Source organism: Niallia oryzisoli (assembly GCF_043641075.1).
Classification (GTDB): domain Bacteria; phylum Bacillota; class Bacilli; order Bacillales; family Cytobacillaceae; genus Bacillus_BD; species Bacillus_BD oryzisoli_A.
On record NZ_JBHZRC010000001.1, the window covers coordinates 696,629 to 714,557 of the forward strand.

18 protein-coding genes and 1 riboswitch are annotated in these 17,929 nt (G+C 37.8%); of the genes, 8 read left to right on the top strand and 10 right to left on the bottom strand.

The window, feature by feature from the left end; genetic code table 11:
- The first annotated feature begins 81 nt into the window (after window positions 1–81).
- Both ACHUFV_RS03595 and ACHUFV_RS03600 read left to right on the top strand, forming a co-directional pair.
- Complete coding sequence (locus ACHUFV_RS03595; RefSeq protein WP_394232239.1) at window positions 82–453, top strand: Replication termination protein; 372 nt, start codon at window positions 82–84, stop codon at window positions 451–453.
- A gap of 152 nt (window positions 454–605) precedes the next feature.
- Window positions 606–1,805 carry an MFS transporter gene (locus ACHUFV_RS03600; protein WP_394232240.1) on the top strand — a complete coding sequence of 400 codons (1,200 nt, stop codon included), beginning with the start codon at window positions 606–608 and terminating at the stop codon, window positions 1,803–1,805.
- Window positions 1,806–1,860: 55 nt separating this feature from the next.
- Here ACHUFV_RS03600 and ACHUFV_RS03605 read toward each other — a convergent pair whose 3' ends face one another.
- On the bottom strand, window positions 1,861–2,037 hold the full coding sequence (locus ACHUFV_RS03605; RefSeq protein WP_394232241.1) for a YozQ family protein: 177 nt from the start codon (window positions 2,035–2,037) through the stop codon (window positions 1,861–1,863).
- 132 nt (window positions 2,038–2,169) lie between these two features.
- Between ACHUFV_RS03605 and ACHUFV_RS03610 the strand changes: the two genes are divergently transcribed.
- The gene (locus ACHUFV_RS03610; RefSeq protein WP_394232242.1) at window positions 2,170–2,982 is read left to right on the top strand and encodes an NRDE family protein; all 813 of its coding nucleotides are present in this window, start codon (window positions 2,170–2,172) and stop codon (window positions 2,980–2,982) included.
- 78 nt (window positions 2,983–3,060) lie between these two features.
- Here the strand turns inward: ACHUFV_RS03610 and ACHUFV_RS03615 are convergent, their stop codons facing one another.
- The 4 genes from ACHUFV_RS03615 to ACHUFV_RS03630 all read right to left on the bottom strand — a co-directional run bounded on the left by ACHUFV_RS03615 (window position 3,061) and on the right by ACHUFV_RS03630 (window position 6,899).
- The gene (locus tag ACHUFV_RS03615) at window positions 3,061–3,765 is read right to left on the bottom strand and encodes an NAD-dependent protein deacylase (protein WP_394233366.1); all 705 of its coding nucleotides are present in this window, start codon (window positions 3,763–3,765) and stop codon (window positions 3,061–3,063) included.
- Between the two features lie 48 nt (window positions 3,766–3,813).
- Window positions 3,814–4,959 (bottom strand): ABC transporter permease, encoded by a 1,146-nt coding sequence (locus ACHUFV_RS03620; protein ID WP_394232243.1) that lies wholly within the window; start codon window positions 4,957–4,959, stop codon window positions 3,814–3,816.
- Complete coding sequence (locus ACHUFV_RS03625) at window positions 4,952–5,665, bottom strand: ABC transporter ATP-binding protein (protein ID WP_394232244.1); 714 nt, start codon at window positions 5,663–5,665, stop codon at window positions 4,952–4,954. The genes ACHUFV_RS03620 and ACHUFV_RS03625 overlap by 8 nt, the downstream gene beginning before the upstream one ends.
- A gap of 100 nt (window positions 5,666–5,765) precedes the next feature.
- Complete coding sequence (locus tag ACHUFV_RS03630) at window positions 5,766–6,899, bottom strand: AbrB family transcriptional regulator (protein WP_394232245.1); 1,134 nt, start codon at window positions 6,897–6,899, stop codon at window positions 5,766–5,768.
- 157 nt (window positions 6,900–7,056) lie between these two features.
- Between ACHUFV_RS03630 and ACHUFV_RS03635 the strand changes: the two genes are divergently transcribed.
- Window positions 7,057–7,506 (top strand): DUF6376 family protein, encoded by a 450-nt coding sequence (locus tag ACHUFV_RS03635; RefSeq protein WP_394232246.1) that lies wholly within the window; start codon window positions 7,057–7,059, stop codon window positions 7,504–7,506.
- Window positions 7,507–7,787: 281 nt separating this feature from the next.
- Here the strand turns inward: ACHUFV_RS03635 and ACHUFV_RS03640 are convergent, their stop codons facing one another.
- Window positions 7,788–8,921, bottom strand: a complete 1,134-nt coding sequence (locus tag ACHUFV_RS03640; protein ID WP_394232247.1) for a DUF2515 family protein — start codon at window positions 8,919–8,921, stop codon at window positions 7,788–7,790.
- A gap of 89 nt (window positions 8,922–9,010) precedes the next feature.
- Here ACHUFV_RS03640 and ACHUFV_RS03645 point away from each other — a divergent pair, with 89 nt between their 5' ends.
- Together ACHUFV_RS03645 and thiW are read left to right on the top strand one after the other, a co-directional pair.
- On the top strand, window positions 9,011–10,906 hold the full coding sequence (locus ACHUFV_RS03645) for a terpene cyclase/mutase family protein (RefSeq protein ID WP_394232248.1): 1,896 nt from the start codon (window positions 9,011–9,013) through the stop codon (window positions 10,904–10,906).
- Window positions 10,907–10,991: 85 nt separating this feature from the next.
- A riboswitch (TPP riboswitch) is annotated at window positions 10,992–11,101 on the top strand.
- Window positions 11,102–11,195: 94 nt separating this feature from the next.
- A complete protein-coding gene (gene thiW / locus ACHUFV_RS03650) occupies window positions 11,196–11,699 on the top strand; it encodes an energy coupling factor transporter S component ThiW (RefSeq protein WP_394232249.1) in 504 nt (167 codons plus the stop codon).
- Between the two features lie 74 nt (window positions 11,700–11,773).
- Here thiW and ACHUFV_RS03655 read toward each other — a convergent pair whose 3' ends face one another.
- Window positions 11,774–12,610 (bottom strand): methyl-accepting chemotaxis protein, encoded by an 837-nt coding sequence (locus tag ACHUFV_RS03655; protein ID WP_394232250.1) that lies wholly within the window; start codon window positions 12,608–12,610, stop codon window positions 11,774–11,776.
- Between the two features lie 216 nt (window positions 12,611–12,826).
- Here ACHUFV_RS03655 and ACHUFV_RS03660 point away from each other — a divergent pair, with 216 nt between their 5' ends.
- Window positions 12,827–13,576: a glucose 1-dehydrogenase gene (locus tag ACHUFV_RS03660; RefSeq protein WP_394232251.1), complete on the top strand. Its 750-nt coding sequence runs from the start codon at window positions 12,827–12,829 to the stop codon at window positions 13,574–13,576.
- 54 nt (window positions 13,577–13,630) lie between these two features.
- Here the strand turns inward: ACHUFV_RS03660 and ACHUFV_RS03665 are convergent, their stop codons facing one another.
- Both ACHUFV_RS03665 and ACHUFV_RS03670 read right to left on the bottom strand, forming a co-directional pair.
- Entirely contained in the window at window positions 13,631–15,949 is a 2,319-nt protein-coding gene (locus ACHUFV_RS03665) for a thiamine pyrophosphate-dependent enzyme (protein ID WP_394232252.1), read from the bottom strand.
- A gap of 27 nt (window positions 15,950–15,976) precedes the next feature.
- The gene (locus ACHUFV_RS03670; RefSeq protein WP_394232253.1) at window positions 15,977–16,981 is read right to left on the bottom strand and encodes a 2-oxoacid:acceptor oxidoreductase family protein; all 1,005 of its coding nucleotides are present in this window, start codon (window positions 16,979–16,981) and stop codon (window positions 15,977–15,979) included.
- A 475-nt stretch (window positions 16,982–17,456) separates the two neighbouring features.
- Between ACHUFV_RS03670 and ACHUFV_RS03675 the strand changes: the two genes are divergently transcribed.
- Window positions 17,457–17,660 (top strand): DUF1292 domain-containing protein, encoded by a 204-nt coding sequence (locus tag ACHUFV_RS03675; RefSeq protein WP_394232254.1) that lies wholly within the window; start codon window positions 17,457–17,459, stop codon window positions 17,658–17,660.
- A 53-nt stretch (window positions 17,661–17,713) separates the two neighbouring features.
- On the opposite strand, the gene ACHUFV_RS03680 is transcribed toward ACHUFV_RS03675, so the two are convergent.
- On the bottom strand, window positions 17,714–17,842 hold the full coding sequence (locus tag ACHUFV_RS03680) for a hypothetical protein (RefSeq protein ID WP_394232255.1): 129 nt from the start codon (window positions 17,840–17,842) through the stop codon (window positions 17,714–17,716).
- Between the last annotated feature and the right edge of the window lie 87 nt (window positions 17,843–17,929).

Below are 17,929 nucleotides of genomic sequence, written 5' to 3' on the forward strand. Positions count from 1 at the left end.
TGGATGCTTTTTCTTATTCCTTATTTACACAATGTGCTATAATATATTCAGAAAAATCAAATAGTGGACGGTGTGTGAATAATGGGGAGCCGAAAAAGAGAAAGCACTGGATTTCTACTTAAACAGAGGGCATTTATAAAGTTATACCTCATCACCAATATTGAAAATGGTAGATGGTACGGACTGCAGCTGTTAGATGAAATTCGAAAAGAATTTCAACCATTTGGCTTTGAACCGCAGCATTCAGAAATTTACCGGGCCTTACATGATTTATTAGAAGATGGTGTACTGACAAGGGGCAAGATTAAAAAAGGCGACTCAAAGTACCAGGAGGTTGCTGTATATTCCATAAAGGACAAGGAAAAAGCCAAGACCTATAAAAAAATGGTCAAAGCAGATTTAGACCGCTCTTCCCAGCTCCTTAGGAAAGCATTAGAAGATAATTATTCATAAATGATAATAAATAAAACCATTAGACTAAAAATCCTTTAAGCCGGCAGTATAAAACTGTCGGTTATTTTATATTGTTTCTTGTTATTCTGTCCTATTTTGTCTATATTAATAGGTAAAGATAGTTGTCATGACAACATGATGGAGGCTTCAATATGACAGAAAAGAAATTCTCTCAGAAAAAGCTGTTGAGTGTAGCAGGACTTGGATGGATGTTCGATGCAATGGATGTCGGAATGCTGTCCTTTATTATTGCTGCTTTATCAGCAGAATGGGATTTAACACCTGGTCAAATGGGCTGGATTGGCAGTGTAAATTCCATTGGCATGGCTGTTGGGGCGCTTATTTTTGGAATAATGGCTGACCGAATTGGCCGGAAACATATTTTTATCATTACATTGCTCATGTTTTCACTGGCCAGCGGGTTATCGGCATTCACTACGACCCTAACCATATTCCTTATATTACGTTTCTTCGTCGGCATGGGTCTTGGCGGTGAATTGCCAGTTGCCTCAACACTTGTTTCAGAAAGCGTTCCTGCTAAGGACCGTGGACGTGTCATTGTATTATTAGAAAGTTTTTGGGCTTTTGGCTGGCTGCTTTCTGCACTCATTTCATATTTTGTCATTCCTTCTTACGGATGGCAGACAGCGCTTATCATCAGTGCAATTCCGGCACTATATGCATTATACTTACGTATAAAATTACCAGACTCACCAGTATTCTCTCCGAGCAAAACGGAGAAGAGAAGTATTTGGCAAAACGTAAGCGATGTATGGTCAAAAGAATATGCCCGTTCTACTTTTGTGTTATGGGTGCTTTGGTTTACTGTAGTCTTTTCATATTACGGAATGTTTCTTTGGCTCCCAAGTGTTATGGTCATGAAGGGCTTTAGTATGATTCAAAGCTTTGAATATGTTTTGATTATGACGCTTGCACAACTGCCTGGTTATTATTCTGCAGCCTGGCTGATTGAAAGAATGGGGCGCAAATTTGTCCTTGTGACCTATTTATTAGGTACAGCCGCTTCGGCACTTGCCTTTGGAAACGCCGAAACAACGACAATGTTAATGTTATCCGGTATTTTGCTTTCGTTCTTTAATCTCGGTGCATGGGGTGCTCTTTATGCTTACAGCCCTGAGCAATATCCTGCAGTAATCCGCGGAACAGGCTCCGGCATGGCGGCAGCAGTCGGCAGAATTGGCGGGATCCTTGGTCCGCTGCTTGTTGGCTCACTTGTAAGTGCAAATTATTCGATTTCATTTATTTTCACTATTTTTTGCATCAGTATTGTCATTGGTGTTGCAGCAGTAGCTTTCTTTGGTAAAGAAACTCGTCAACTAGAATTGACCTAAAAAACCGCTCAATAGGCTGTTCACCTATTGAGCGGTTTTTTGATTTGATTTCCTATTATCCCTTATCTTGATTGGAAGGGTCATGTGTGAGAATGTCTCCAACCATATAGGAATCACTAAATTGTTCATGCGTTTCCGCTAAACCTTTAGATTCTTGATTGTTTTTTTCATAATCACTTGAATCATAAATTTTGTTAACGGGTTTGAAATTATTTCCTTGATCTTTACCCATGGCTGATACCTCCTTTATAGCATTAGCTTTCTTCAAAATGATAAGAACCATTCCGAGAATAAACAAAAAGGTTCAACGATGCAAAATACGGACAAGATACAAAGGAATTTGTTAGAATAATAAGTATCAATAATGATAATTCCATCATTGAATAAAAATGACCTAAAGGCTGTGAGAAAATTGTGTTTAATTTTATTTGCCTATCAAGTACATCCAGTCTATAAACTGGTAGTAGCAGCGAATAGAGATGAGTTTTACCAAAGACCGACTGCACCTGCTCAATATTGGGAGGATAACCCTGACATACTTGCAGGCAGGGATCTTGAGAAAATGGGTACTTGGATGGGCGTCACGACAAATGGGCGTTTCTCCGCCTTAACAAACTACAGGGATCCAAGCGAGTTTTCTACAACAAAACGCTCCCGCGGCGAATTGGTGGCAGACGCCTTACAATACAAAGGTAATATACAAACTTATATGCGTATGCTAGCAGCCAAAAAAGAACTGTATCCTGGTTATAACTTACTTGCTGGAGACATAGATCATCTATACTATTATTCAAACAAGAGCGATACCTTACAAAGACTAATGCCGGGTATTTACGGGGTAAGCAATCATTTACTTGATACCGAATGGCCAAAGGTCCAAAAGGGAAAGGAAGGCCTGTCTGCCATAATTGAAGGAAAGACGAGTGATATGGTTGAGGAACTTTTTATGCTTCTCCAAAACTCTGATCCTGCCCCTGACCAGCTCCTGCCAAACACTGGGGTCTCATTAGACATGGAAAGAATGCTTTCACCTTTATTTATTAAGAGCAATGATTATGGGACAAGAAGCTCTACCGTTATTCGTATGACAGATGATAAAATTTTATTTCATGAGCGAATTTTCACAAACAATGTGGCAAAGAAGCAATCCTATACGATTCAAATCAAAAATCATTAACCTGACCTGTACAAAAAAAGCGGACAAAATATTGTCCGCTTTTTTGTACAAATTCATTTAGGTTCAAATGAATGAACACTACGAGTCCAACTCAATTAATAGCTCCCCAATTTTTTGGTCCTGAATCACTTCATCTGCATATATATCAAAATCAGTTTTTTCCATATTGACAATAACCAATTTAGCGCCATTTTCCTTTGCAATCAGTGGAAATCGATTCGCAGGGGTTACACTTAAGGAGGAGCCTAGCACAATAAATAGCTCTGATTTTACCGCTTCCTCATAAGCCGTTTGAAATGCTTTTTCCGGCAGTGTCTCTCCAAATAACACGATTGACGGGCGCAGTACCCCGCCGCAAGTACAATAATATTCCTGATGAATATATTCTTCACTGCTGTATTCTTTTCCGCATGACTGACAGTGGAGTTTTTGCAGCGTACCATGTAATTCAGAAACATTTTGGCTTCCTGCTTGCTGATGGAATCCATCTACGTTTTGCGTAATAATGTGTTTAATAATCCCTTGCTTTTCCCAGTCAGCTAAAATAAAATGCCCTTTATGAGGTTTATATTCTTTAACACCTAAGACTCTTTCACGGTAAAAGGCAATAAATTCATGGACATTTTCATTCAGTGCCCTTGTACTTGCTATCTTACTCGGATCCTTTTTATTCCACATTCCTTGTTTGGAGGAACGAAAATCGGGTAAACCGCTTTCTGTTGACATACCGGCGCCTGTAAAAACAACCGTATAGTCGGATTCCTGAAGCCATTTTTTTATCATCATCTAACATTTCCCCTTACAGATTTACTTCCTTTCATTTTAAGATAATCACATTAGATTCACAATTACTATTACAGTTAAGAAACAAACAGCTGGAACTGTTAAATATAGACGCGTTTTTTTTCGGGCGATGAAGAAAGCATCATGATTCCGATACTTTCTGCCAATCGGGTTAGCCAGTATTACTTTATCCCATAAATGACCTGTCCAAATCCAAATAAATACCGTAAATCCCATAAGAATAAGCAGTTTCAGGTAGAGTGGAGGCAGTGAAATCATAGCTAGGGCAGTTACACCTAAAAGCTTATAGTATCCACCAACATATGTTGAATTACGTAAAACAACTTTAATGAAAAGCTCATAAAATCCATTTTGAGCAAGATTCCTTTTAAAGAGCTTTTTTGATTGAGGAAATACGATTGGACGATTTCTCTTTATTATTTTCGGTTTTTCAAGCTCCGGTGCCGCACCATAAATGATGTTTACATAACGCATTTTTTCTTCGTCTTCCTTCATTATTTCCTGTTGAAAATAACGAGTAGTGTGAAGCCTGTAATAAGTTAAAATGAATGCGATTATCATAAAAACAAAGGAAATCCCTATGAAATAATTCGGTACATAAACATAGTTAGAAAAAACACATATCGTACCGATTAAGAAAACCACAAAGACAAGGACAACTAACAGTTTTTCCTTCCAACCTTGAAAATACGAAGAAAAAAACATTTTGATACCAATAAAAAAGAAGGAAAGAGAGATAAATAACAGCATAAAGCATAGCACTTCTACCATAGAAAACGAGTGTTTAACAGTTAAGAATGGTGATGCCAATATAACGGTTAGGATTATTGAAATAGCATTTTTCGTTAATGAATAGAAAAACGACCACTTCTTAAGAAGGATGTATTTCTGCTTATGTTTAAGCAGAAATACTCCATCAGCTTCCTTTACAAAGCTGCGACAGCTGCTTGAGGCTGAAACAAAATAAACAATAACTGCTATAACCGGAAGATGTATAAAAGCACTCCATGCCGGCAGCTCTATCCACCAGGAACTGTACATATATCCAGCTATTACGAGTCCTGGAACAGCAATATATAACATAACCGTCCAGTCAAAAACCATTTTCACTACTTTATATTGAAATCGATAATCCTGTACTAGCCGATTGAATAGTATCCAGAAACTACTCATCACGATTGCCCTCAATTAAATGGTGATAACATTCGAATAGTGATCCTTCATGCAGATTACAGAACTCGCGGAAATCCTGTAACGAACCAACGGAAAGCTGTTCACCTTGGTCAATTAAAACAAAACGGTCGCATATTTTTTCAGCCGTATCCAATACATGAGTACACATTAATATACCCACGCCGCGCTTACATTCCTCCATAATCATTTCCAGCAAGATCTTCGTAGCAATCGGATCAAGGCCCATAAATGGTTCGTCAATAATTAGAAGATCAGGCCTAATCATCAGAGCTAAGATAATCATCGCTTTTTGCTGCATTCCTTTCGAATAGGTACCAGGTAATTCATGAACATGATTCATCAGCTGAAATTTTTCCAATAGCGGTGTAACCCGGTTGTTTACTACTTCAACTGGAAGCTCTTCGACGGCTGCTATAAAATTTATATGTTCTTGAAAGGTTAATTCATCATAAAAAACCGGGCGCTCAGGAAGGTATGCCGTTGAAATCCCTTCTTGAATCAGTATTTCACCTTCTAGAAAGGTCATATGGCCAAGTATACTTTTAATCGTCGTACTCTTTCCGGCACCGTTTGCTCCAATTAATCCAATTAATTCGCCTTTATGTATCGAAAAATTAAGATTATGAATTTTAGCTTCCCCTGGGTCATATCCTGCTTCATTGATTTTTATTGAAATTAGTGACATAATCATTCCCCCTGTAGTTAAAATACGTGGGCATTTCAAGAAAAGTTTCAAATCATTACAAATAGAAAAAGAGAGTGTCGTGGAACACTCTCTTTTTCTATTATACTGACACTTTTGATTGTGTACTTTTTTGCTGTTCTTTTCGATTTAATAATCTAAAAAACGGAGGGAGGACTAAGATGACAAAAACGATACGCAAGACCTGAACGGCTACAACAAATGTAGAATCAGCCTGCAGAATTACAGCCGTGGTCGACATCTCTGCTACACCTCCAGGTGCAAAGGCCAGCACAGAGGTAATAAGGGAAATGCCTGTAACCTTGGATACGATAAACGCGCATAAAAACATGGCTATGATAAGCCCTATAGTGCCTAGAAAGGCAACAACGACGGCTCTTCCAACCCCAATAAACATACTTCTTTGAAAACGAGACCCCACACTGGAGGCAATTAATACCTGGGAAAGAATCATAATGATCTCCGGCCACCAGATGACCATGTCATGTCCAGTAATATAGGAGTAGATGCTCTGGAATAAAGCAACAAAAATCATTCCGCCTACGAGCCAGGGGGCAGGAATTTTTATTCGCTTGCCTACATAATAACCGACCCAAGCAGCTAGACCTAATAGTACAGTGCCAAATAGCTGGCTCATCGTAAATCCAGCTGTTGTAAGTGCATGATTGGCTGACACGGACGGATCAATAGGGGAGGCAATCCATGCCGAAACGATAATCGGTATAGTTAAAACGACTAAAAATACACGCATGGTCTGGATAATACTCACGATCGCTGTATTGGCACCAACCTCATCTGCAATACCTGGCAGGGTAGCCACTCCTCCTGGTGCTGTAGCAAAGAAGCTTGTAATCATATCTGTTTTACTAAACTTCCATAAAAGCAAACCTGAAAGAAGGGAAAAACCAATAGAGAGTACCAGCATGACCGAGACGGTAATCCAATTTTCACTAAAAATATGAAGAACTGAATAATTAATTTGTTTCCCAAGCTCGATCGCTAACAGCCATTGCCCCAGATTCATCCAGCTCATTGGAAGCCCCTTTTGTGAACCGGTAATTTTCAGCCAGCCTGGCTGTCTGAAGCAGAGTAATGCAGCTAATATGATGGTCCCCAGCATCCAGCCAATTCCAAGACCAGTTAATGAGAGAAAGAATCCTCCAATACTGCTAACAATAATAAACAATACACTTTGATAAAATAAATTCCGTTCCATAAAATTCCTTCTTTAATCGTGAATTAATTAATAAATTTTAATATTAATAAATATAGTACATTTTTGTTAATAAAGAAAACAAATTGTTTTATATCGTACTTAATTTCAAGTTTACTAGTTGTTCATGTTACTATTAAAGCGACGAGGGGGAGATTACATGTTGAAAAGAACCATGACTATTCTTATAATAAGCGGTCTGTTGATTCTTAGCGGTTGTTCACTTATCAGCGAGGTTAACAGTACAGTTGAGTATGCAAATGAAGCCACTGAATATATTGATACTGTTCAAAATTTTTCTAACCAACTACCAGCTTTGGCCGGAGATGCTGTCACTGATGAAGCAGCGAGGGATACCTTAGAAACTGAACTGCTTGCTATGAAGGATGAAATCGAGACGTTTAATCAAATTGAACCACCATCCATTGCAAAGGACCTTCATACTCAAATCGTAAACTCGAATGCAAAGCTCAATGAGGGGATTGACCTTTATCTAACCAATATGGAGAACGGGGTATTGGATCCTGCATTTTTAGAGGAAACAGGAGTTCTAACGACCATAACAGAAATCACCGGTTTAATGGAGAATATTCAACAGCTTGTGAACTAGTTATCATAGCATAATAAAAGGACACTGGGTGGATTAATAAAGCCTTAGTGTCCTTTTATTACCTTATGAAGTCCCAAAAAGGATCAAAACATCAATTAATAGAGTATTTCTATCATTCTAAAAACGCTTCGACATTATTTTAATATTGCAACCAATTTTTGTTGCCTTATGTCAATATATGCGCTTACCCAGGAAATTATTTTCGATTAGGGGAATAATTTCCGCGCGAAATAGTATGAGCATGGCAACAGTTTAGCGTATATTGTTGTATTCATGCATGTCTAAAATATGACCTTTTTTGTGAAAGCTGCAAGCTCCAGCATTTTAATTGTTCTGCAATAGGCTTCTTCAATCAACCCCTCCACTTGATCCCCGGAATTGTTCAGGAAATAAATAATACGCCAATCTTGAAACCATTCATATATTTCTGCAGGTTTATGCTGGATATTTTCCCATGCAAATTCTAGTTTAGGGCTATAAATACGAGCTGAACCGGGTTTCAGTTTACAAGAGTCTATCCTTGGCTTAACGAGCTTACCAGGTACCCCTTCATAGATTTCATGGAAAAAATGCGGCCAATAATCTTTTCGAGATCCCGTATGCTGATGTTTCATTGCCCATTGAACCACCATCCCTAATTGTTCCTGATTGCTAAACAACACTGAATATAATTGCTTTCCCAAACGGATTCGATCCTGCAGCTTTTCAAATTGGTGAACAGTTAGCCCTTTCAGCTTTATTTTTTGTTCATCCATAAATGGAAATAAGATATGGTTTAGAGAAAGGAAATCCTGAAAGGTAAATTCCAAGGTACTTATGACAGCTTCTTGAAATTCCTGATTTCGAATTACTCTTGACTCTATATAATTCTGCTCATTGATAATAAGGGCAGCTGTGATCAAAAAGGAATCCTGTTCCTTCCAATACTGATTCCAAACAGACTCCATAAAGATGGAAATATGAAAATATGGCAAAAGATAAAATAGGTTTTGCCCTCTTTTTTGACTTTCTTCATAGATTAGCAGTTGAGGATAGGCATCCTGAAAAATCAGCCAATTCGCTCGCTCAATAAAGGTAAAATAAGCGTTTCGGTCTTTATTGGATAGGATTTTTGAAAGAAATTCTCCTTTTAAATCTGTCATATTCCAGCCTGCATTTCGTGAAACCATATGGGCCAATAAAGCCCAATGCAGCTCCGGATGTGACAGATAATAATCAAGGTAGGCTTTAGTCCTTGTAATATTATTTTTATTCCATTCCATTGTTTTTTCTGTTATTTCTTTTATTAAGAGCCTTTCATCTGAAGAAAGATTCTTTTTTGGGCTGTTTTTCCTTTTTCTCTTTAATACATTTTTTATCTGGATGAGTGATTTAGAAATGGAAGGAGACTTTGATTGAAAGAAATTACTAAACATGATGGTCCGCTCCTTTGATGAATGCTCTTCATATTCTCCGAATAATAATCGATAAGGGGATTATTTATTGGAGGGGGGAAGGTTATACATTGAAAAGTCGAATATCGTATGGAATTAACCGGATAATTGAGAACATTCGTCTAAACCAAGCTCCAAATGGCTCTTGGAATTATCCATTTGATACTGGAATCACAACTGATTGTTACATGATTATCTTATTAAGAGCCTTAGAATTACATGAGGAAAAATTAATCAAACAGCTGACAGACAGAATTGTCAATAAACAAAAACCGAATGGAGCTTGGAAGCTTTTTGATGATGAAGAGGAAGGGAATCTTTCACTTACAGTGGAAGCGTATTACGCATTGCTATACTCCGGATATTATGGTAAAAATAACCAATTATTGAAAAGAGCTAGGCAATTTATTATTAAAAAGGGCGGGATTGCCAATTGTCATATGCTGACAAAAATCATGCTAACCATAACTGGGCAGCTGAAGTGGCCAACACTTTTTCCACTACCGGTAGAAATGATCCTTCTGCCATCTTCATTTCCCGTCAACTTTTATGATTTTTCTGTGTATGGGAGGGCCAATCTAACTCCCATTATGATTATGGCGGATAATAAATTTCGTTTAACTACAGTAGGTACCCCTGTTTTATCAGAGCTATTTTTACAAAAGAAACACGAAAGCATATTGAGATTTAAAGAATTACAGGAATGGCGTTCATTTCTTAAACTTATTGAACAGGGAATCAAGAATTTAGTGGGATTACCAGGTCAAATCCATCAGCTTGCAATTGAACAAGCCAAACAATATATGCTAACGAGAATAGAAGAGGATGGAACATTGTTTAATTACTTTGGTTCGACCTTTTTGATGATTTTCTCCCTCCTGTCATTGGGATATAGCAAACGTCATCCAATTATCACGAAAGCTGTAAAAGGCTTACTAGCCATGAAATGTAGCATAAATGGTGAGCAGCATATACAATTTACAACGGCAACAGTATGGAATACAAGCCTACTTAGCACTGCATTACAGGTAGCAGGAGTTCCTGATTCGGACCCAATGGTAGTGACGGCAAATCGTTATTTACTTTCACGCCAGCACATGAAATATGGTGATTGGGTTGTTCATAATCCCTCAGGCTACCCAGGCGGATGGGGATTCTCAAATAGTAACACGATTCAGCCTGATATAGATGATACAACCGCTTCATTAAGAGCCATCGCAAGGAATGCCCAGACGGATATGAGCATTCGTCAATCATGGGATAGAGGCTTGCAGTGGGTTCTATCTATGCAAAATAAGGACGGGGGATGGCCTGCATTTGAAAAAAATACAGATAACCGTATCCTGCAGCTTCTCCCGATAGAGGATGCAGAATATCTTATTTCTGATCCGTCCACGGCAGATTTAACAGGCAGAACACTTGAATACCTCGGCTCCTATACGAATTTATCTAAACATCATCCAGCTGTTAAAGGAGGTATTAGCTGGTTAATCACCCATCAAGAGACTAACGGTTCCTGGTATGGGAGATGGGGAATTTGTTATATCTATGGTACATGGGCAGCACTTACTGGATTATCTGCAGTCGGCGTCCCACCATCACACCACTCCATTAGAAAAGCAGTGGAATGGTTACAGATGATTCAGAATCATGACGGTGGTTGGGGAGAATCATGCAATAGCGATATCAAGCGTACGTATATTCCTTTAAAAGCCAGCACATTAACACATACAGCATGGGCAATTGATGCCCTTATTTCTACTTCAGAAAAACCGACTCCCGCTATAAAAAAAGGAATTAGCTTTCTACTGAACAACCTTGAACGTGAGGACTGGTCAACATCCTATCCAAAGGGCCAAGGAATGGCAGGTTTCCTGTATATGCATTATCACAGCTACCGCTTTATTTTTCCACTTCTCGCTTTATCTCATTATCGTACTAAATATCTAAAATATAACGAAATGTAACTCTCTGAATAATTAAGCGAAAATAGGCAATTTACTTTACATTTTACTACATTCATATTATAATTTTATAAGTTTATAATATTGCTACATCTACTAGGGGTGCCTTTAATAGAGGCTGAGAGAAAAGCACATGCTTTTCAACCCTTTGGACCTGATCCGGATAATTCCGGCGTAGGAAAGTAGGATCTACTCTAACTTACTTTTGCTTCTTGCTATCAAAGCCGGGTCCTTTACTAGGGATACGGCTTTTTTATATTTACATATCAGCTTAAGAGAGAGGTGAAACAGCTTGAACAAAACATTGAAACTGACCATGACAGCCATGTTTGTTGCCATAGGAACACTTACAAGCCATTTGATTTATATACCGATTGGTTTTACAAAGGTTTTCCCCATTCAACACTTTTTAAATGTATTGTCTGCAGTATTGTTAGGCCCATACTATGCTGTCCTACAGGCATTTACTGTATCTTTATTAAGAAATATGATGGGAACCGGGTCTATTTTTGCATTTCCTGGAAGTATGATTGGCGCCTTGTTAGCTGCCTGCTTATTTATGAAAACAAAGAAGCTTTCCTTTGCATTTGCAGGTGAAGTCGTTGGTACAGGCATATTAGGCGGGTTAGCCTGTTATCCAATTGCAGTGCTTCTATTAGGTCAGAATGCTGCATTATTTGGCTTTGTTCCTGCATTTATGATCAGCTCATTTGCCGGAAGCTTATTTGGCTTTATCATGTTAAGCGTGATGCTTAAAAATCCAGCGATTAGATCCTTTCAACAAAGAAATCTTTAGTAGGGTATATGTTCCATAGCAGCACATGAAAAGAACAGCTCGATGGAGCTGTTCTTTTTCTATGATCGGAAGTTTTATAAACGATTAGATAATGTCAGTAAAAGCTTTGAGATTTCCTCGAACCTTGAGATACGTGAATTTATTTCCTTTGCTTTTTCCAATTGATTAATAACGGTAGAATTAATGGCTGTCACTTCTTCTGTGATCTTCTGTAAATCGACTTGAAGATCCTGTAAGGTTTTTTCTATTTCTACACTTGCATCATTGCTATGACCAGATAATTTTCGAATTTCATTTGCTACGACCCCAAATCCTTTTCCAACCTCGCCAATCCTAGCCGCTTCGATAGCAGCATTTAATCCAATTAACCTGGTTTGAGAGGAGATTGATTTGATTGATTCCAAGATTTGATTGGTCTTTTTAAATTTATTGTTTATTTCATCAGCCTTACTTTGCAGTGTAATACTGTCATTATTTAATTGAGCGGCCACGATGAGGAATTGATCAATAATATTTCCTACCTCATCACTTGATTCCGCAAGATCTACAGCACTTTTATTGAGGCCTGTCCAGGTTTCAATATTTTTAGCTATGCCCACGGAACCGATTACATTTCGATAATCATCTAGGAGAGGATAGCCATAAATTCTTACAGGGATTCCATATAAAGAAGCGTCCATGTTTTTTGCTGCTGGTTTCTTTGTCCTCATTGCCTCCGCCATGGCTGATTTAGGATTTACTGGATCACCGGGAGAAATATGTAATTTAACCGTTTTACCATCCTTTTGGATAATAAATTTTTCCTTATCTGTAACAGCAAAGCCCATATCAGTCTGCATGATTTCTGCAATCCAAGGAGTAATCGTAATTAATGCCTGCATGATTTCATTTCCAGTTGCTTTACTTTCCATCGGCTTCTCCTTTCTCTTTGTACGAAATAGTAGGATAAAAAGGTAATATTATCTTTAAATACTATTATACACTAAATAATATTGGGGGAATATGTGTCAGGAGGATATTAAAAAGAGGTTTATTGCACTTTCTTAAACATTCATTGATAATGAAAAAAATGACCGTTTGGTCTTATACATCAAACGATTATGTTAGAGAAGGATGTGTTAATTCTAATGTGTTTCACCAAAAAAACAGTAATCGTAACAGGAGCGGGGAAGGGAATCGGTAAAGGGATTGCTCTTGCCTATGCCAAAAAGGGAGCAAATGTAATTGTAGCGGAAATGGAGGAAAGAGAAGGTACAAAGACAGTTCAAATCATTAAAGAGCAGGGAGGAGAAGCTCTCTTTGTCCAAACGGATGTACGAAGAGAAAGGGATATTATTTCCTTAATGCAAGCTGCTAATCAAGCATATGGAAGAATCGATATATTAATCAACAATGCTGGAATAAGTGTTTTCAAACCTCTTTTTGAATTACCAATCGAAGAATGGGATGATGTCATCCAAACTAATTTAAGAAGTGTTTTCTTAGGATCACGTGAGGCAGCAAAATACATAAGGCAAAACGAGGAGGGAGGAGCAATTGTTAATATTGCCTCTACAAGGGCTATGATGTCAGAGCCAAATTCAGAAGCTTATGCCGCTACAAAAGGCGGCATCGTAGCGCTTACCCATGCGCTTGCCGCTTCATTGAGCAATGATCGGATTACGGTGAATGCAATTTCCCCGGGATGGATTGAAACAGGTGATTACTCAAAGCTTAGTAGTATGGATCATGAGCAGCATTTTTCAAAACGTGTAGGGAAGCCGGAGGATATTGCACAGGCCTGTCTCTATTTAACAGCGAGGGAGAATGACTTTGTTACCGGAATCAACCTTGTTGTTGACGGCGGTATGACACGGAAGATGATATATGAAGAATAAAAGAGAAGAGTTAAATAAAACCCTCTTGAATGTTCAAGAGGGTTTATCTTTATCTTATAGGTACGGACTTTCGTGTTTTGCTTTCAATTGATTCCAACGGCGTTCTACTTCGCGTTCAAATTCTTGAAGCATTTCTTTATTCTCTTCTTTTAACATGTGTTTTGTTTTACCCATATGTTTTAACCAGTCACCAAGTTCAATGCGTTTCTTTTTGTCTTCTGGGTTATGAGTAATTTTTGTAACACCTCTTTCCACTTCATAAAGAGGGAAGAAGCAAGAGTTTACAGCCGCATCTACAATCTCTTGTCCTAGTGTTTCATTTGATTTCCAGTTCAACGGACAAGCAATTAGGATTTTACCATAAACCATACCTACATTATTTGCATACCATTGCGCTTTCGCAGCTTTTCTCACAAGGTCTTGCGGGAATGCTTCAGAGCCTGTGAACACGTATGAAATATTAGTAGCAGCCATGATTTGAGCTGTGTCTTTATGATGGAAAGCTTTACCTGCCTGATATGGTCCTACAGCAGAAGTACTTGTCATATGTCCAAGTGGAGTAGAGTAAGACAATTGGCTTCCTGTATTCATATAACCTTCATTATCATACTCAACGATGATCATTTTGTGGTTACGTAAAGCTGTACCAATCGCAGGACCCATGCCAATATCCATACCGCCGTCACCAGTTACCATAACAAATGTAAAGTCATCGCTTAATCCAAGGGCTTCAAACTCACCACGACGTTTTCTTTCATGGAACATTTCCACAACGCCAGATAATGTAGCCGCACCATTTTGGAAAAGGTTGTGAATATAAGTTTGTTTATGTGAACTGTATGGATATCCTGTTGTAACAATCATTCCACAGCCAGTATGGAATAATGCAACAATATCGCCTTCAATTCCTTTAAAGAATGTCTCTAATCCAGAGAAAATACCACATCCAGGGCATGCACCGTGTCCTGAAGAAATACGTTTTGGTTTTTTCGTTAAGGCTCTTAGTGGAGGAATCTTAACTTTCAATTCACCAGTTTCTTCATTAGGAGTAACCGTAATAAGACCTGTACGTAAATCTTCTTTTTTCATTGGTTCTACTCGACGTTTTGGAGCTAATTCCGGATTACCAGGAGTGTGACCAAAGTAATCAAATGGTACTTCAACTTTATCAGCTTCTACAGCATCGACTGCTAGTTGGAAGAACTTCTCTGCATCATCTGCATAGAAATCTTTACCACCTAATCCGTAGACGCGGTTAATTACTTTTGTTTCAGTGTTGCCATAAGTTTGCAGTGCTGCTCTTACTTCAAGAGCCATGTTACCACCGTGTGCTCCGTATGAATCCCCACGGTCACCAACTGTAATAGCTTTTACATTTTTTAATGCTTCCGCAATTTGCTTTTGTGGGAAAGGACGAAGAATATTAGGAGAAATAACCCCAGCTTTAATGCCTTTCGCACGTAATTGATCGACAACATCCTTACAAACTTCTGTTGCAGAGTTTAACATGAATACGGCAACTTCAGCATCTTCCATTTTATATAAGTCAAGAATTGGATACTCACGGCCTGTTAATTCTGCATATTCTTTTGTAATTCTTTCGAATACCTTCTCAGCATTATACATTGCTTCAGATTGTTGATAACGGTTGTTGATTGTATCAGGCTCGTTCATATATGCACCAATTGATACTGGGTTGTCACGATCTAGAGCATGTGGGAAATTTGTTGGCATTTCACCGATAAACTTCTGAACTTGGTCATTATCCTTAATAACTTGAACACGTCTCTTTTGGTGAGAAGTAAAATATCCATCATAAGATACAATGACAGGTAAACGAACTTCAGGATCTTCTGCTAATTTAATCGCCATGATATTCATATCATAAACAACTTGTGGATCACGAGCCATTAGAATTGGCCAGCCAATATTTAAGGCAAAATATAAATCAGAGTGGTCACCATGAATATTTAAAGGTCCTGAAACAGAGCGGTTTACCAAGTTTAATACCATTGGCATACGTGTTCCGGATTGAACAGGCAGCTGCTCAAGCATATATAAGAAACCATTGGCACTAGTTGCATTGAATACACGTCCGCCGCCAGCTGCTGCACCATAACAAATCCCTGCAGAACCGTGCTCACCATCAGCCGCAATTAATTTAATATCATGTTGTCCTCTTGCTTTCATTCCATCAAGGAATTGCGCAACTTCAGTAGAAGGGGAGATTGGGTAATATCCCATAACATGATAGTTAATTTGATGTGCAGCATATGCAGCCATTTCATTACCTGATTCAAATACGATCGCTTGCTCAACAGATCCTTCTGATAGACCTGCTTTCTCTTTATCTATAACAATCTCTTTAGACATATACGTAATCACCTTTCACTATGAAAATTATTTTACTAATTCAAATAAATGCGGTACACGGTTAGCATCAGCGTATCCATCATTTGTTTCCACTTCATTTGTTAATGCTTCCACCGGGCAGGCATGTACACACTTTAAACAGCCTTTACAGTATTGATAGTCAATTCCTTTTAGGAACATTTGTGGACGGCCTTTTTTATCAGGCTGTTCTTCCCAAACAAAGCAGAAATCAGGGCAGGCTGTATCACACGCAGCACAGTGGATACATTTATCTTCATGATAATGAGGAAGCACTCCAGAACGTGAAATACTTAAATCTTTGAAAATACTATTTCCTGGGTCAATAACGATACCACCGATTGGTTGAGTTTCATAGCCAAGTGTTGGCTCCTCACGTACAAACGGCTTAGCTGTTGCATCTTCACTAGCTTCAAAGGTCTTAAATTCCACTTCATTATAACCTCTGTCAAATGTACGAAGATTGGATTCTACTAAATGCGGATATTTTTTCTCAAAGGTACGACGAATCGTATCTCTCATAGAGTCAGCATCCATGAAATCAAGAATACGGTATAATGCCCCCAGCATCGCTGTGTTTACTTTTGTTTTTTCTTCTAATGCAATTTTCGTTGCATCTATAACGGCCATAATACCACCATCTATATTCATTAACTCCTTAAGCTCTTCAGGAGTTTTCATAGAGTTTACTAGAACCGTACTGTCTGGATAAATACCGCTTGTACAATCTAATGTTTTATATAGAGCATCATGGAAGATTGCTACGACATGTGGACGTTCTACAGGAGTAGTGTCCCGAATATTTGTATAAGGTTCACAGAAACGAATATGTCCTTTTACTGGTGAACCTTTTTTCTCAGATCCATAAGATGAAAAGCTTAGTCCATTAAATCCATTTCCTACAACACCTGCTTCAGATAGTAATTTACCAGCAAGGTTGGCTCCCAATCCGCCAATGGATTCAAGACGAATCTCAAAAAATCCTAATTCATTTACTCTAGGTAACTTAGTCAACAGAATTCCTCCGATCAAACCAAAATAATTTTTGCATTTAAAATTGTGAATATTCATAAATATGCTCTCATTATAACAGCGCTTTTTTTTTAATGCAACAGATTTTTTGAATATTTATAAATCAACCTTTTGTCAGTATTATTACTGGTTTAGAAGGCATATTCTTAGCTTTTATTTAAAGTTGTACCAGTAATTTCCCAATCTTGTTCCATATATATTTATAGTGTTAAGTTAATTATCTATTCGATAAAAAGTATAAATATACGAGCTTCTTCTATCATTTTCGACAGGAATCGCATAAATAAATTTTATAAATCTATAGAAAAGTTTTATGTATGAAACCCTTTACTGAGGATATTACCAAAGGAAAGAGTAATGATTTGCGGGTAAATATCATTCTCATAGACAGTAAGAATTTATTAAAAGAATCAAGGGAACTTTAAAAAAGATCCTAATTTTTTGAGGAGGTAAAAAAATGGAAAACGATTCACTCCGTGACCTTATTACGGTTGAAGATGAAAAAGGACAGCAACTTTCTTATGAGATTGAAGCATTATTTGAAATGCAAGGAGAATCCTATGCAATGGTACGTAAGGAGAATGACACAATGTTAATGAGGGTTAAAGAAGATGAAAAAGGACAACATTTCGTAAACGTTAAAAATCAAAGAACATCATAAAAATTCTACAGTAAGAAGCAGCACGCTAAGAAGTGAGTGCTGCTCTTTTTTGTTCATTTTATCGTTTTATCTTCTGAGTTCTCTTTTTGACCATATTTTAGCTGATCGTGATTGATTCCTTTTTCTTTATTTACTTTACCGCCTAGACTCACATTTGAAAAATTTTTATTTTGAGTATTCATTTTTCACACCTCCAGGATATTAGTCTGTCTTTTTTATTGAAAAATATGATTTAATTACCTTAATCAGCTACCCGATATATTGGAGAA